General features: G+C 59.5%; 14 protein-coding genes, 1 other RNA gene and 1 riboswitch. Of the genes, 6 read left to right on the top strand and 9 right to left on the bottom strand.

What is annotated here, in order from left to right; all coding sequences use genetic code 11:
• Window positions 1-9: 9 nt before the first annotated feature.
• From ACR0J5_RS12635 to ACR0J5_RS12615, 5 genes are all read right to left on the bottom strand, one after another.
• A complete protein-coding gene (locus tag ACR0J5_RS12635; protein ID WP_480653845.1) occupies window positions 10-1587 on the bottom strand; it encodes an ABC transporter ATP-binding protein in 1578 nt (525 codons plus the stop codon).
• Window positions 1584-2690: an ABC transporter permease gene (locus tag ACR0J5_RS12630; RefSeq protein WP_480653843.1), complete on the bottom strand. Its 1107-nt coding sequence runs from the start codon at window positions 2688-2690 to the stop codon at window positions 1584-1586. Before ACR0J5_RS12630 ends, ACR0J5_RS12635 begins: the two co-directional genes overlap by 4 nt.
• Entirely contained in the window at window positions 2691-3776 is a 1086-nt protein-coding gene (locus tag ACR0J5_RS12625) for a microcin C ABC transporter permease YejB (RefSeq protein WP_480653841.1), read from the bottom strand.
• 9 nt (window positions 3777-3785) lie between these two features.
• Entirely contained in the window at window positions 3786-5693 is a 1908-nt protein-coding gene (locus ACR0J5_RS12620; protein ID WP_480653839.1) for an extracellular solute-binding protein, read from the bottom strand.
• A 175-nt stretch (window positions 5694-5868) separates the two neighbouring features.
• Entirely contained in the window at window positions 5869-6378 is a 510-nt protein-coding gene (locus ACR0J5_RS12615; RefSeq protein ID WP_480653936.1) for a c-type cytochrome, read from the bottom strand.
• Window positions 6379-6498: 120 nt separating this feature from the next.
• Between ACR0J5_RS12615 and ACR0J5_RS12610 the strand changes: the two genes are divergently transcribed.
• The gene (locus ACR0J5_RS12610) at window positions 6499-7332 is read left to right on the top strand and encodes a prephenate dehydratase (RefSeq protein WP_480653838.1); all 834 of its coding nucleotides are present in this window, start codon (window positions 6499-6501) and stop codon (window positions 7330-7332) included.
• Window positions 7333-7508: 176 nt separating this feature from the next.
• Here ACR0J5_RS12610 and ACR0J5_RS12605 read toward each other — a convergent pair whose 3' ends face one another.
• Together ACR0J5_RS12605 and nudC are read right to left on the bottom strand one after the other, a co-directional pair.
• Window positions 7509-7976 carry an SRPBCC family protein gene (locus tag ACR0J5_RS12605; RefSeq protein ID WP_480653836.1) on the bottom strand — a complete coding sequence of 156 codons (468 nt, stop codon included), beginning with the start codon at window positions 7974-7976 and terminating at the stop codon, window positions 7509-7511.
• A gap of 41 nt (window positions 7977-8017) precedes the next feature.
• Entirely contained in the window at window positions 8018-8998 is a 981-nt protein-coding gene (gene nudC / locus ACR0J5_RS12600; RefSeq protein WP_480653834.1) for an NAD(+) diphosphatase, read from the bottom strand.
• Between the two features lie 175 nt (window positions 8999-9173).
• Here nudC and ACR0J5_RS12595 point away from each other — a divergent pair, with 175 nt between their 5' ends.
• Both ACR0J5_RS12595 and ffs read left to right on the top strand, forming a co-directional pair.
• Window positions 9174-11054, top strand: coding sequence for a bifunctional 2',3'-cyclic-nucleotide 2'-phosphodiesterase/3'-nucleotidase (locus ACR0J5_RS12595; protein WP_480653832.1), 1881 nt, complete (start codon window positions 9174-9176; stop codon window positions 11052-11054).
• A 39-nt stretch (window positions 11055-11093) separates the two neighbouring features.
• An RNA gene (ffs, locus tag ACR0J5_RS12590) (signal recognition particle sRNA small type) lies at window positions 11094-11192 on the top strand.
• A gap of 26 nt (window positions 11193-11218) precedes the next feature.
• On the opposite strand, the gene ACR0J5_RS12585 is transcribed toward ffs, so the two are convergent.
• Window positions 11219-12076 (bottom strand): alpha/beta hydrolase family protein, encoded by an 858-nt coding sequence (locus ACR0J5_RS12585; protein ID WP_480653830.1) that lies wholly within the window; start codon window positions 12074-12076, stop codon window positions 11219-11221.
• Window positions 12077-12216: 140 nt separating this feature from the next.
• Window positions 12217-12438, top strand: a riboswitch (cobalamin riboswitch).
• Window positions 12439-12518: 80 nt separating this feature from the next.
• Here ACR0J5_RS12585 and ACR0J5_RS12580 point away from each other — a divergent pair.
• Window positions 12519-12926, top strand: a complete 408-nt coding sequence (locus tag ACR0J5_RS12580; protein WP_480653828.1) for a hypothetical protein — start codon at window positions 12519-12521, stop codon at window positions 12924-12926.
• Window position 12927: 1 nt separating this feature from the next.
• Here the strand turns inward: ACR0J5_RS12580 and ACR0J5_RS12575 are convergent, their stop codons facing one another.
• Window positions 12928-13500, bottom strand: coding sequence for a dual specificity protein phosphatase family protein (locus tag ACR0J5_RS12575; RefSeq protein WP_480653826.1), 573 nt, complete (start codon window positions 13498-13500; stop codon window positions 12928-12930).
• A gap of 67 nt (window positions 13501-13567) precedes the next feature.
• Between ACR0J5_RS12575 and ACR0J5_RS12570 the strand changes: the two genes are divergently transcribed.
• Window positions 13568-15313, top strand: a complete 1746-nt coding sequence (locus tag ACR0J5_RS12570) for a DNA polymerase III subunit gamma/tau (protein ID WP_480653824.1) — start codon at window positions 13568-13570, stop codon at window positions 15311-15313.
• A 186-nt stretch (window positions 15314-15499) separates the two neighbouring features.
• The gene (locus ACR0J5_RS12565; RefSeq protein WP_170328851.1) at window positions 15500-15844 is read left to right on the top strand and encodes a YbaB/EbfC family nucleoid-associated protein; all 345 of its coding nucleotides are present in this window, start codon (window positions 15500-15502) and stop codon (window positions 15842-15844) included.
• Window positions 15845-15879 lie beyond the last annotated feature (35 nt).

Genomic DNA, 15879 nt, shown 5'->3' with positions numbered 1-15879 from the left:
GGGCTGAATTCAGCCCGCCGCCGCAATCAACTCGCGCGTATAATCGGTCTGGGCATTTTCGAACAGGTCTTCGGCCGCACCCATTTCCACCACATCGCCGTTGCGCATGACGATCACGTTGTGGGACATGGCGCGTACGACCTTGAGGTCGTGGCTGATAAACAGATAGGCCAGCCCATATTTCCGTTGCAGGTCGCGCAGCAGATCGACGATCTGCACCTGCACGGTCATGTCCAGCGCGCTGGTGGGTTCGTCCAGCACCAACAGCTTGGGCCGCAGCACCATGGCGCGCGCAATCGCAATCCGCTGGCGCTGACCGCCCGAGAATTCATGCGGGTAACGGTCCATTGCGGCAGGATCCAAACCAACCTCGTCCATCACCTCGGCCACCAGATCACGCGGCGCGCGATGCGGATCGACATTGTGGATCGCCAACCCCTCGGCAATGATCTGCATGCAGGTCATCCGGGGGCTGAGGCTGCCGAACGGGTCCTGAAACACGATCTGCATATCCTTGCGCAGCCGTCGCAATTCGCGCGTGGACCAGCGGCGCACATCCTGATCGCGGAAGGTGATCTCACCCTCGGAGGCAATCAGGCGCATGATCGCCAGCGCCAGCGTCGTCTTGCCCGAGCCACTTTCGCCAACGATGCCCAATGTCTCACCCGCGCGCACGCTGAGCGTCGCGTCGTTCACCGCCTTCACATGGCCAACGGTACGTTTCAGGAAACCGCGCTGGATCGGGAACCAGACCTTCAGGTGATCGGTCCGGGCGACCTCTTCGGCATCCGCCGCCACCGGATCAGGCTGGCCCGAGGGCTCGGCCCCTAGCAGTTTGCGCGTATAGGGGTGCTGCGGGTTGTCAAAAATCTCGGTTGTGATGCCGGTCTCGACAATCTCACCATCTTTCATCACGCAGACCCGGTCGGCGATGCGGCGCACGATGCCCAGATCATGCGTGATGAACAGCATCCCCATGTTTTCCGACTTCTGCAGCTCGGCCAGCAATTCGAGGATTTGCGCCTGAATGGTCACGTCCAGCGCCGTTGTCGGCTCATCCGCGATCAGAATGTCCGGCTTATTGGCCAGCGCCATGGCGATCATGACCCGCTGACGCTGCCCGCCCGACAGCTGATGCGGATAGCTGTCCAGCCGCTCGCGCGGGTCGCGGATGCCCACCTTGGTCAGCAGTTCGACGATCCGGTCGCGCGCGGCGTCGCCGCTCAGACCCTGATGCAAGGCCAGCGATTCCGCCATCTGCTTTTGGATCGTATGCAGCGGGTTGAGCGAGGTCATCGGCTCTTGGAAGATAAAGCTGATGTCATTGCCGCGCACATCCATCAACTTGTCAGGCGATGCGCCGATCATCTCATCCCCGTCGTAGCTGACCGAGCCTTCGACAATCGCGCTGTCCCCCAGCAAGGACACCGTCGACAGGGCGGTCACAGACTTGCCCGAGCCGGATTCACCCACCAGCGCCACAGTTTCCCCGCGATCAACGGTGAAAGACACGCCTTTGACCGCCGCGCTGATCTGCCCGTCCTGCTTGAACGAGACCTTGAGGTTTTTCACATCCAAAAGGCTCATGAGAAGGTCTTTCTGGGATCAAACGCATCGCGCACGCCTTCGAAAATGAAGACCAGCAGCGACAACATGATGGCAAAGGTGAAAAACGCGGTGAAGGCCAGCCAAGGCGCTTGCAGGTTCTGTTTTGCCTGCAAGGTCAGTTCCCCCAGTGACGGGGCCGAGGATGGCAGGCCAAAGCCAAGGAAATCCAACGAGGCGAGACCACCGATGGTGCCTGTCACGATGAAGGGCGTGAATGTCAGCGTCGCGACCATGGCATTGGGCAGCATATGGCGGAACATGATGGTCATGTTGCCCACGCCCAGCGCACGGGCCGCGCGCACATATTCCAGGTTGCGCGCCCTTAGGAACTCGGCCCGGACAACGCTGACCAGCCCGGTCCAACTGAACAGGATCATCAGGATCACCAACAGCCAGAAACTGCGCCCCAGAATGGCGAACATGATGATGATGACATACAGCGAGGGCGTGGCCGACCAGATTTCGATCACGCGCTGAAACACCAGATCAAGCCAGCCGCCAAAGAACCCCTGTATGGCCCCGGCGAAAATACCGATGATGCTGGCGACACCCGTGACCATCAATGTGAACAGGATCGACAGGCGGAACCCGTAGATCACCCGCGCCAGCACATCGCGTTTGGTGTCATCTGTGCCCAGCAGGTTCTGCCCATTGGGCGGCAGAGGGGCTGCGCCCGGGCGATCGACGCTGGTGTTGAAAGAATAAGGGATCAGCGGCCAGAGGGCCCAGCCACGCTCGAACCCGTCGGCCTGATAGGTGCCGGCATTGATTTGTTCGATGATGCCTTCGGGGTCGTCGAAACAGTCTTCGATCCCGCCACTGTCGATCAGACACTGCACCTCGGGGTCGCGATAGATCGCCTCGGTCTGGAAATCGCCTCCAAAGGCCGTCTCAGGGTAAAAGTTGAAAATCGGCGTGTAGTATTCGCCGCGATAGTTCACCAGAATCGGTTTGTCATTGGCGATAAACTCGGCGAACAGCGACAGGCCGAACAGCACCGAGAAGATGATCAGCGACCAGAAAGCGCGCCCATTGCGGCGGAAATTGCGCCAACGGCGCTGGTTGAGTGGGGACAGTGCCATTTACCCCTCCCGCTTTTCGAAATCGATGCGCGGGTCGACCAGCACATACATCAGGTCACTGATGATGCCGACAACAAGGCTCATCAGGCCGAAGATAAACAGCGTGCCAAAGATCACCGGATAGTCGCGCGCGACGGCGGCCTCAAACCCCAGACGGCCCAGACCGTCCAGCGAGAAAATCGTCTCGATAATGATCGAGCCGCTGAAGAACACGCCGATGAATACCGCCGGAAAACCCGCAATGACGATCAGCATCGCGTTGCGGAAGACATGGCCATAGAGCACCTTACGCTCGCTCAGCCCCTTGGCGCGGGCGGTCATGACATATTGCTTTTTGATCTCATCCAGAAATGAGTTCTTGGTCAGTAGTGTCAGCGTTGCAAAAGCCGAAATTGTCAGGGCAATTACCGGCAGGGTGATATGCCAAAAATAATCCGCGATCTTGCCCATCAGGCTGAGGCTGTCCCAATTGTCGGATGTCAGCCCCCGCAACGGGAAGATTTGCCAATAAGACCCACCAGCAAACAGCACCAGAAGCAGGATGGCGAACAGAAAGCCGGGAATGGCATAGGCCACGATGATGGCCCCACTGGTCCAGGTGTCGAAGGTCGACCCATCCTTGATCGCCTTGCGAATACCCAGCGGGATCGACACCAGATAGGCGATCAGCGTCGACCACAGCCCCAGAGAGATCGAAACCGGCATCTTCTCCAGAACCAGATCAATCACACTGATCGAGCGAAAATAGCTTTGGCCGAAATCCAGCGTCAGATAATTGCCCATCATGTCGAGGAATCGCTCAAGCGGAGGTTTGTCGAACCCGAACTCCTTTTCCAACTCTTCAATGAACTCAGGTGGCAGGCCACGTGCTCCGACATAGCGATCATTGACGCCGCCGGACTGTTGCTGGATATCGCTGCCACCGCCCGCGATCCCCTCAAACACGTCACCGCCACCTTCCATCTGCGCGATGATCTGTTCAATCGGGCCACCGGGTACGAACTGCACCAGCGTAAAGTTGACAATCATGATCCCAAGCAGAGTCGGAATGACCAGCAACAGGCGTCTTAGAATATAGGCTCCCATGGGGGTGGATTACCTCAACGCGCCTGAAGATTTCAATTTGGCTTCTTTCTCTGCATTGATCCACCACAGATCTTCCACACCCAACGCGTACGGTGGCAGGTTTTCGGGATGTTCATACATGTCCCAATAGGCGACCCAGTGCTTACCCAGGTACCAAGTGGGCACCATGATCCGTTTGGCCCGCAGAACACGATCCAACGCGCGCACGTTTGCGAAAAGCTCTTCGCTTTCCGTTGCTGCTACGATGTTGTCGATCAACGGTTCGATATCAGGACCATGCGCGCCGGACGGGTTGAAAACAGAATAGGACGCCGCCTCGGTCCCGTATTGCTGGTAAAGGCCGGTCGAAGGCTGAAGAGACTTCTGATACCCACCATTGATCATATCAAAGTCCCGATCCCGGCGGCGCAATGTAAACTGCGCGTTGTCCACACGGTTATAGATCGCATCAATGCCCATGGCGCGCAGATTGTCGACAAAGGGTTGAATGATCCGGTCCAAGGTCGGCTGATCCGACAGAAACTCGATGGAAAGAACCTCTCCGTTTGCGTTGCGCCGGATGCCGTCCGTGCCGACAATCCAGCCCGCCTCGTCCAAAAGCGCCATAGCGGCGCGCAGGTTACGTCGGTCATTCTGCCGCGCAGGACGGGATTCATGGGCCATGACCGGTTCGTCCGTCAGAACCGCTGGGTCTACAGCGTCACCCAAGCTTTGAAGAACCTCCAGCTCGCGTCCCTCTGGAACGCCCTTTGCTTCCAGATGTGTGCCTTCCCAAAACGAGTCGCGCTGCTGGAACAGGCCATATTGCAAACTTTCGTTGGTCCATTCAAAGTTATAGGCAAGCTGAACGGCTTCACGCACGCGCGGGTCCTGAAACTTGGGACGGTCGAGGTTCATGATGAACCCGGTCGCAGCCGGGACGCTGCCGTCTTCTAGCTCAGCCCGCACCACCGAACCATTCGTAATCGCCGGAAAATCGTAGGCTGTGGCCCAGCTTTTCGAATTGTTTTCCTGCCGCAGCGTGAAAGTGCCTGCCTTGAACCCTTCCATTGCCGCTATGGAGTCGCTGAAATACTCGATGCGAATGGTATCGTAGTTGTTGCGACCCACATTTACATTGATGTCATCACCCCAATAGTCAGGGTTGCGCTTGTAAACGATACGTCGGTTGATGTCGTAGCTGTCCAGCAAATACGGGGCCGACCCGATCCCGGGAACCAACCGGGATTTGTCCAAACGCCTGTTTTCCGGATCGGCCTCGAACCAGGCTTTCGAAAACACCGGCGTACCGCCAACCTGCGAGATCAAAGCCCGGCGCGGGATGTCTGGCGCAAAGTAGAATTTGACCCGGTGCTCATCCAACGCTTCGGCACGCGGAATACGCTTGCGAACCGCATCTGCGTAGGACTTCAGGCCCTGGTCCAGCAGCAGGTTATGAGAAAAGACGACATCCTCGGCAGTCACCGGTGTTCCGTCGGAAAACCGAGCCTCGGGCCGCATATTGAAGATGACCCAATCCTGACTTTCCGGATACTCTAGGCTTTCGGCCAAGAGACCATAATATGAGGCAGGCTCATCATAAGATGGGACCAACAACGATTCGTATTGGTCTGCAGATCGGGCGCCAGCCCGTCCCTGCCGAGTGAACGGGTTGAAGCTGTCAAAGGTGCCTTGTGCGGCATAAGACAACTCTCCGCCACGTGGCGCGTTCGGGTTCACATAGTCGAAATGTGCAAAGCCTTCGGGATATTTCAGGTCACCGAATTCCGAGAACCCATGGCTTTTGATGATCTTGTCTTCAGCAAACAAAGGGGTGGCCGCAATCAGAGCGATCACACAGAACCCGATCAACAAAGCATGTAACCGACCTGCGAAATCCACGACACGCGCCTGCACGACAACTCTGTTGGATCTCATATTGCTCATCCCCTGCTTCGCCTGTCTCAATAATCTTATGCGCGCCAGCTAAATGACCAGCACTGTCAGGTGCAAGTTTAGAATGCGTGAACGCTTTGTGAAGATGTGCTGACACAAAAATTAAAACCGCTGCACAGGGCAGCGGTTTCGAAATTTCTTCCTGTTGAGCGCAGGATCAGTTGCCGATGGTCTGCAGATACGCAATCAGATCAGCCCGCTCTTGCGGCTTTTTCAGGCCAGCAAAGCTCATTGACGTGCCCGAGATATAAGCGCTGGGACGGGTCAGGAAGGCGTCCAGAGCTTCGGGTGTCCAGTTGCCGCCATGCGCCTGCATCGATGCGGAGTAGCCGGTGAAACCCTTGGCCGATGCGACGGGGCGATCCACAATCGCATAAAGATACGGGCCAGTGCCGTTCGCGCCGTCCTCCAGCTTGTGGCATGCGGTGCATTTGCGGAACACCCGCGCGCCTTTTTCCGGATCGGCAGCGGCAAGCAGGTCTTCGAACACAACTTCTTCACCATCGGCGCTTTCGCCCGCGCTTTCGGTCTCGATAATATAAGAGGCCGTTTCACCATGCCCATCCGCATGATACAGACCCTCGGCGGCCCACTTGGCAAGAAGCAACACCAGAAAGGTGCCAAACAGGCCGGCTGCGGCCTTGGTAACTGTCATCGTGTCGAACATTGATCGCTTGTCCATTTCAGCTGTCTGGGCAGAGGTCTAAGGCTTCCCCTGACGAGAGGCAAGGTATAGACACCGCGACTAAACGCCCGACTTTGTAACTTGACGCACGGAAACCACAAAATGACCAAACGTATTGCATTTCAGGGGGAACTTGGCGCCTACAGCCACGAAGCCTGCCGAAACGCCCGCCCGGATATGGAGGCCCTGCCCTGCCGGACGTTCGAAGATGTGATCGAATCGGTCCGGTCGGGCGAGGCTGAACTGGCGATGTTGCCGGTGGAAAACACCACCTATGGCCGGGTCGCCGATATCCATCGTCTGCTGCCCCATAGCGGGTTGCACATTATCGATGAGGCGTTCGTCCGTGTGCATATCAATCTGCTTGCCGTGCCGGGCGCAACGCTGAGCGACATCACCGAAGCGCATTCGCATCTGGTTCTGCTGCCGCAATGTGCGGGGTTTCTGAAACAGCACAATATTCGGGGCCGCGTCAGCCCCGACAATGCCCGTGCCGCGCGCGAAGTGGCCGAACAGGGGGATTTGCATTCTGCAGCCCTCGCCAGTGAACTGGCGGGTGAGATTTACGGTTTGAACCTGCTGGCCCGGCATATCGAGGATCAGGACAACAATACCACACGCTTTCTGGTCATGTCCCGGCAGGCTGATGACACCCGGCGCGGCCCGCACGGAATGATCACCAGCTTTGTCTTTCAGGTCCGCAACATCCCTGCTGCGCTGTACAAGGCGATGGGCGGGTTCGCGACCAATGGCGTCAACATGACCAAGCTGGAAAGCTATATGGTCGACGGGTCCTTTACCGCTACGCAGTTCTATGCCGATATCGTCGGCCACCCGGATGACCACAACGTGCGGCTGGCCATGGATGAACTGGAACACTTCACCACCAATGTTGAGGTCCTGGGCGTTTACCCGGCAGCACAACCGCGCGGCTAAACCGGGCGTTTCACGCGATCTGGAACGATTTGCTCACTTTGCCCTTGTGCGATCTTTTATACACAAAGCCTATGGCGGCGGAATGTGATAGACCTTTGGCGTTTCAGGCAGCTAAATTTCCCGCAGAATGTCAGGAACACCCCGCTCCGTCCGAACTCACCGGGCGGATCACCGGGTCAGCTTCCGTGTAGGTGCCGCTCTTCAATTTCACGGGCAAACTCGTTCAGGCGCAGCTGGAACCTGCGGCGAAACCGCGACTGACCCAGCCGCAAGGATTGCAACAACAGTCGGGCTGGCAGGGAACGAGCAGCCAAAGACATGTCGATGCTCAGACGTGTGCGGCGTTGAGACAGGGCCAGGAATTCTACAATTGTCACCCCGTTCATCCCTTTGCTGATCGCATCGAAACGCAACAAGGACGGGGGATCGCATTCCACCATCTCAATCGCCACATGGCGGGGTTTGCCCCGCATCCTGAATTGCGTTTCCCATTGCGTGCCCTGAACCACGCCCATGTGGCCTGACAGGCGACGTACTTCGATCCCGCGGCGCATGGCCATACGTTCGAACCGCTCAAAATCGGCGACCATTTCGAATACAGCATTGATCGGGGCTTCGATATCTTCGCGCGCTGTAAACTGCATGTCTCTTCGTGGGTCTCTTTAGCTATGGGCGTATTATTTTGTCAGTCCAGCGTATCCGCAAGCCAGTTTTGCAGCAGGAAATGCGCGATGGCCCCCTTGCGGGCGGGCAACAGCTTGGGATGTTCACCTGCAAAGGCCTGCATCATCTCGGGCTTGCTGACCCACATGGCATCTTCGATCTCAACCGGGTCAATGGTGATCTCGCGCGACAGGGCCTCTCCGGCGCAACCGAACATCAGCGAGGCCGGAAACGGCCAGGGCTGGCTGGACAGGTAGCTGACCGCACCGACAGGAACGCCCGCCTCCTCCATCACCTCGCGGCGCACGGCGGCCTCAAGCGTTTCGCCGGGTTCAACAAATCCGGCCAGCAGGGAATACATCCCCTCGGGCCAGCCCGGAGAGCGGCCCATCAGAACCGAATCCCCATGCGTGATCAACATGATCACAACCGGGTCCGTACGCGGAAAATGATGCCCGCTGCAAGACGGGCAAGTCCGCTGCCACCCGGCTTGCGTGATCTCGCTGGCGTCACCACAGCGGGCGCAGAACCGGTGGGTTTCGTGCCACCCGATCACGGCCTTGGCCGTCGCTGCCAGCTCTGCATCACGGGGGGACAGGCGGGTCATGATCCGGCGCAGTTCGGCAAACACATGGCCCTGCGGCAAATCCGGGTGCTGCTGCTCGGTTGAATCGACAAAGGCACCGACCTGAGACAGGTCCAGCCCCTGCGGCGACCATTTGGAGATGTCCATGGCAAATACCGGAGCTTCATCCGATATCCCAAGGAAAACCGGCGTTTCGATATGCCCGCCCGGCCCCTGACCAACCAGATCATGCGACATGGGGATCAGCGCCAGTTGATCCAGCCCATCGCCCAGAACCAACGGCTTACCCTTCCACAGCAGCAGACAGCTGGCCCTTGGATGGTCGCGCATCTGCGCCAGTTGCCCGGCATCCCCGCGGATATGCGCCGCCCGATTCAGGCCCGAGCCGCCAAACGTCACAAGTTCCGCGTGTTTCATAGATGTTCCTTTGGGTCGTCAGCACAGGGCTGCCACGGCTGAGCACAGGTTGCAATGGCAATTGCCGGCACCCTGAAACCCAAGGTCGTCAAATTAACGCAGGCACAGCTTACAAGTTGCATTGACTATACTTTTTAGAGAAAATGCTTAACATATAACTTCTAATAGTAGAAATTTGACGTACTCTCCCCATCCGCCCCGCCCTGAAATCAACATACGGATTTTAGGCACGTCCGATCTGCATATGAACCTGTGCGGTTTTGACTATTACACCGACACCCCGGACCCGTCTTTTGGATTTGCCCGGACTGCGAACCTGATCCGTACGGCCCGGGATGAGGCCGAAGCCAGCGGCGCGCATGTCGTCCTGCTGGATAACGGAGATTCGCTGCAGGGCGCGCCCATCGGGGAGTGGTCTGCCGATCCCGAAAACGGCCCGCACATCTTTATGCAGGCCCTGAACCTGCTGGGATTTGACGCCATTGGGTTGGGCAATCACGATTTCGGCTTTGGTCTTGAGGTTCTGGACCGGATTCTGACCGACGCGCCCTGCCCTGTGCTGTGCAGCAACGCGCATCGGCTGGGCGCGCCTCAGACTTGGCAGAGCCACGCGATCCTGACCCGCAAAACCGAAATTGACGGGCAGCAGAGCGAAATTAAAATCGGTCTCTTCTCGGTCCTGCCGCCGCAAACCGCCAAATGGGAAGCCCACAAGCTGCAAGGCCGTGTCGCCCTGGACGATATTCTGACCTGCGCCCGGAACAAGGTGGCAGAGCTACGCGCTGACGGGTGCGACCTTGTTATCGCGCTGGCGCATACAGGGCTGGGGCCTTCTGATCCTGAACCCGATCTGGAAAACGCTGTTATCCCGTTAGCCGCCATTGACGGCATCGACGCGATCATCGCCGGGCATGCCCACCTGACTCTGCCGGGGCCGTCCTATGAGGGGTGGCAGCATGTAGATGCTGTGCGCGGTTGTGTTCACGGCAAGCCCGTGGTCATGCCGGGATCGGCCGGGTCTTACCTTGGGGTGATCGACCTGACTGTTCAGCAAACCGCAGACGGGCGCTGGGTGGTTGCCAGCCACCGGTCTGAGCTGCGATCGGTGTGCCCATTGAGCCCTTCTACCGACGATCCCGCAACCGAAGACCCTGACCTGATTTACCTGTTCGAGCAGGCACATACCGAAACCCGCCGCAAAGCAGCGCAGGCGGTGGGGCATACCGAGCAACACTTGCACAGCTATTTCAGTTTCTGCTCCGAAGACAGGGGTCTAGCGCTGGCCGCAGCCGCACAGGCCGCGGGTCTACGGCCTTATCTGCAGGGCACGGCCTATGCGCAGTTGCCGCTGATCTCGGCCATCGCCCCGTCTAAATTCGGTGGACGGGCCGGGCCCCGGTTCTTTACCGACGTGCCGGCGGGCGAGATTTGCCTGCGCCACGTCAAGGACCTGTATGTCTTTCCCAATGAGCTACAGGCGCTGATCCTTGATGGCGCTCAGCTCGGCGACTGGTTGGAAATGTCGGCCAGTGTGTTCAATCAGATCATACCCGGGCAGGAAACCAACTTGGTAGACCCCGGCCGCGTGGGCCATAACTTTGATATTCTTCATGGGCTCAGCTGCCAGATTGACCTGACGCAGCCCGCCCGGTTTGATCCGTCAGGGCAAACCATCCATCCCCAGGCCTCCCGGGTTCGGAACATCCTGTTTCAGGGCAACCCGCTGCGCCCTGATCAGCGTTTTGTGGTTGCTCTGAACAATTACAGAGCCAATGGCGGTGGTCACTTCCCGCATTTGGAGCGGGCAGAACGAATCCCCCTTCCGATCCTGTCAGTGCAGGAGGTCTTACAGGCCTATATCGCAGGCAACCTGCCACAGGACCCTTTGCACCATGTATCCCGGCCGTTTCGGTTTGCTCCGATACCCGGCGGCGCCACCGCACTGATCCGAACCGGCTCGAAAGCGACGCAACATATCTCAGAACTGGATGCTTATCGTCCGCAGGTGCTGGGCGAAGACGCCGAGGGTTTTTTACAAATCCGATTGGCCCTGTGACGGGTTGCGTTCCACCGGTTCCTTACTTATATCAAGCCCTGAGAGGTTGGCGCGGGCGAGCGCCTCGCCAACCTGGTCAGGTCCGGAAGGAAGCAGCCACAACGAGCCCCGCTTGGGTCGATGTCCAACCTCTCACTTCATCCCCACAAGAAGAATAATACGCGCTATGCGATCAGCTTTGGCCAGACGGCTGCGCTGCGTCGGGCGAACGCGCCGATATGGCCCACTTTGGTCAGACCGAAATCCCCCGGTGACAAGAGATGGCGGCGCGCGTGCGGTCCGTACAGATCGGCCAGCCGCCACACCGCGTTCGGCGGCACGACATCATCGTCGTCAAACGTGTACAAATCCACCGGGGTTCTCGATTGCGCCCACCCCGCGTCGGGCAGGGTCTGGCCGATCTCGGGCAGGTAATTGCGGGGCGCCGTGCACCAGCGGCGCCATTGCCAATAGACGCTGGCAGGCAAATCAGCGCCAAAGCCCAAGGCTTTGCCCGGCAGATAGCCGAGCGCTTTTACTGCAAGCGGCGCATGACCGTACCAGAACAACAAAGCCAGCGCCCGGTAAGGCCAAGGATGGTCAGACACTGTCACAGGCCCGGAGCAGACACATATCATACGGTCGATCAGATCAATATCCGGCTGAACAGGCCCCAACATACCACCGACGGAATGACCGATGCTCCACTGCTGAGCCTCGGGAAACCGTCTCCGCATCTCGGTTCGCGCCGCAGGCATATCGATCAAAGCCCAATCCGCCATTGTGACCGTGGATGCCTTTAACGGCCCCTTCAGCGAATGGCCAAAATCGCTGTAGTCATAGGTCATGCAAGCCATGCCCTGTTCGGCCGCCAACCACCGGGCAAAGTGCTGGTAATAGTCGCGCGGCACACCTGTCGCACCGTGAATCACAACGGCAACTTCAGGATCAGCCACCGGCGCATAAAGACGCGCGGACAGCGTGCCTGTGCCCGAGGGGAATTCGAAGTCCTGCGTCGATACAGTCTGCGCGGTGTCCAGCATGGCGCGGCTCCCGATTCTGAACCAGACGGTTCACTTTTCTATACCGGCCCGATTTCCCGACCCAAGTCAACAGGGGCGCAACATGACCATGCGTCCACCTCGTCGCGTCAATTGCGCGCTTGACTCGGGTCACCTGCACCCGCTAGCGATTGCGCGATGGTTCTCGTCCCCGATCTTCGGGGCGGGATGAAAAGGGAACACGGTGCGGTTCTGATTGGCTATGCCGATATGAACCAAGGCCGCGACTGCCCCCGCAACTGTAAGCGGTGAGCAATGCCAAAATACCACTGGCCGAAAGGCTGGGAAGGTCGGCAACGCGATGACCCGCAAGTCAGGAGACCTGCCATCGAACACAACTGTAACTCGGGCGGGGTGTCCGGGCAGGTCGTCAGTTCGCTGTCACACCTGATCTTTGCCCCGCTCAATGCGCGGAGGGCGCAGTATGATCTGGAAGACAAAGACGCACGAATTCTCAGCCACCCTATGCCAGAAAACCGGCAAGACCTGCCCGGCCCTGGCGCAGATGGCCCGCGCCATCGTGCAAGCCATGGAAAGCGCAATACCGGCCACATCCGACGATTTCGAATTTGAAGGCAGCGCAGAGCTGGCCCATTGCCCGCAAGGATGTGCTGTTCGGTATCGGGCGAACAGAGACCAAATCCTCATGTTCGGCGGGGCCGAGGCTGACGCCCCCATCGACGCGCTGGAGGACTACGCAGAAATGCTGTTCGGGCCAGAGTTCACCACCCGCCCGGCTCAGATGTTGCCGACGCCTCCTTGCGCAATGCTGCAAGTGTCGAAACTGGCAACCGGGGCGGCGGTCCGGCCGGAACAGCGGGTGGCTCTCTAATCTATCCTTCCGGGGTGGCGCGATGGGCTTGCACCGCCCATTCCATCTGACCTTCGGTTTCGACCGCACAAGGGCGAACCGCGCGCAGGCGCTTCAGCGCCGCGTCCGGCAACTCGCCCAGTTCGACCATCAGGCGTAGCACGACCATTCCCGAGCGTCCGCACCCGCCCCGACAATGGACCAGCACCCGCCCCGCACCGGCCAATACCTCTTTCGCTGCGGTGCTGACCTCGGGCCAGACGGCCTGAATATCAGAGGGCGGCGTGCCAAAATCGGCAACCGGCAAATGCGCCCATTGGATACCCGCATCGCGAAGATCATCCCCAAGGCGAGAGGCGCCTGCCTGCTGCATCTCCGCACCAGTGGTCATCGAAATCACCAGCTGCGGCTGCCATTCCCGCAGGACCGAGAAATCCCGCACGTAGCCCCCCGCCCGACCCGGCAGAGGCGACAGGGCAAGCAGCCCGTTTCCCACGTTCACTGCATGAATCGCAAAATGACTCATCTGCGCGCCCCTTTTTTCAGATGCGCTTCTACGATGCGCAAAGCGCGATGCAAACCGAATTTCACCCATTGCGGCGGTGGACGCGGGCGGCGGGGGTCTCTACGCTGCATCGGAACCCGAATCCGACAGAGCCCCCATGACCGACACGCCCAGCCCCGCCTATCAGGTTCTTGCCCGCAAATACCGCCCGGAAACCTTTGCCGATCTGGTCGGTCAGGACGCCATGGTGCGCACCCTGAAAAACGCGTTCGAGGCGGATCGGATCGCGCAAGCCTTCATCATGACCGGCATTCGCGGCACCGGCAAAACCACGACGGCCCGGATCATTGCCAAGGGCATGAACTGCATCGGACCCGATGGTACTGGTGGCCCAACGACCGAGCCTTGCGGCCAGTGTGAACACTGCACCGCCATAATGGAAGGCCGCCATGTCGACGTGATGGAGATGGACGCCGCCAGCCGTACCGGCGTGAATGACATCCGCGAGATCATCGACAGTGTCCGTTACCGCGCGGCCAGCGCCCGCTACAAGATTTACATCATCGATGAGGTCCACATGCTGTCGACCAGCGCCTTCAACGCGCTGCTCAAGACGCTTGAGGAACCGCCCGAGCATGTAAAGTTCATCTTTGCCACCACCGAGATTCGCAAAGTGCCGGTGACGGTCCTGTCCCGCTGTCAGCGCTTTGACCTGCGGCGGATCGAGCCCGAGGACATGATCGGCCTTCTGAACAAGATCGCAGCGGCCGAGAACGCGCAAATCGCCGAGGATGCGCTGGCCCTGATCACCCGTGCTGCCGAAGGGTCGGCACGGGATGCAACCTCGCTGCTGGATCAGGCTATTTCCCACGGCGCCGGGGAAACCAGCGCCGATCAGGTGCGCGCCATGCTGGGTCTGGCCGACCGCGGGCGTGTGCTGGACCTGATGAACATGATCCTGCGTGGGGACGCCGCCGGCGCGCTGACCGAACTTGGCGCGCAATATGCCGAAGGGGCCGACCCGCTGGCCGTGCTGCGCGATCTGGCCGAGATCACCCATTGGGTCTCGGTCGTCAAAATCACCCCGGATGCAGCCGAAGACCCCACGGTGTCCCCCGATGAACGCGCCCGCGGACAGCAAATGGCCGAGGCCCTGCCGATGCGCGTTCTGACCCGCATGTGGCAGATGCTGCTGAAAGCGCTCGAGGAGGTCTCGGCCGCGCCCAACGCCATGATGGCCGCCGAAATGGCCGTGATCCGCCTGACCCATGTGGCCGACCTACCCAGCCCGGAAGAGCTGATCAAACGGCTGCAGGATGCTCCACCCCCACCGCCCAACGGCGGGCCCGGCGGAGGAATACCCGCTCCGACACACGCCGCCTCGGTAGCCACGAGTTATGTGCCGCCCGCGCGCGGCAGTGCCGGCGCGCCAACTGCTGCTCTGGCGCAGGATGTGCAGACGGCTCTGGCCCGCTACCCCAGCTTTGAGCATGTGGTCGAACTCATCCGCACGAACCGGGATGTGAAGCTGCTGGTCGAGGTTGAAAACGGTGTCCGGCTGGTCTCATACCAACCGGGGCGGATTGAGTTTACACCCACGGATTCCGCGCCCACCGATCTTGCCGCACGGATGGGAACGGCGTTGCAACGCTGGACCGGAAACCGTTGGGCCGTCACGATCGTGGCCAACGGAGAAGCCGCAACCATCGCCGAGTTGCGCGATGCCGCCGATCTGGCGGTCAAAGCCGAGGCCGAGCAACATCCGCTGGTTCAGGCGGTTCTGATGCATTTCCCCAAGGCCCGGATCAAAAGCATAGAAACCCCCGAACAACGCGCCGCCAAGGTCGAAACCGAAGCCCTGCCCGAGGTCGAGGACGAATGGGATCCGTTCGAGGAAGACTGACATTGGCCTGCCAAAACCAACAAGCCCTCCCGCGCCCGCCACGGGCCATCGGCTGACGCCGATACCCCTGACTGGCCCAAGGGGAGGAAAGGTCTTGCCAAAGACCTTGACGACGGGCGGGAGCCCTTGTGCCGCATGCACAGCGCCCGTATTTAGGCTGCAAACCGAACCACAGGAGAAAACACGATGCTCAAAGGACTAGGCGGTCTGGGCGACATGGCCAAGATGATGAAATCCGCACAGGACCTGCAAACCAAGATGACCGAAATGCAGGAAGAGCTGAACAACCTGATGGTGGTCGGTGAATCCGGTGCAGGTCTGGTCAAAGCCACCGCCACCGCCAAGGGCGAGCTCAAAGGTCTGGACATTGATCCCTCGATCTTTAACGGCGACGACAAGGAAGTGGTGGAAGACCTGATACTGGCTGCTATCAAGGACGCCCAGACCAAGGCGGCCGAGCGTTCTCAGGCGGAAATGGCCAAGCTGACCGAAAGCATGGGTCTGCCAGCGGACATCAAGCTGCCGTTCTGACCTTCATCTCTTTCCAATTATCCCGGCCGGAGGCT

This window comes from Ruegeria sp. BE1 (assembly GCF_056538885.1).
The sequence above is the reverse complement of the archived record's forward strand: the minus strand, read 5'-3'. Positions and strand labels throughout refer to the sequence as shown.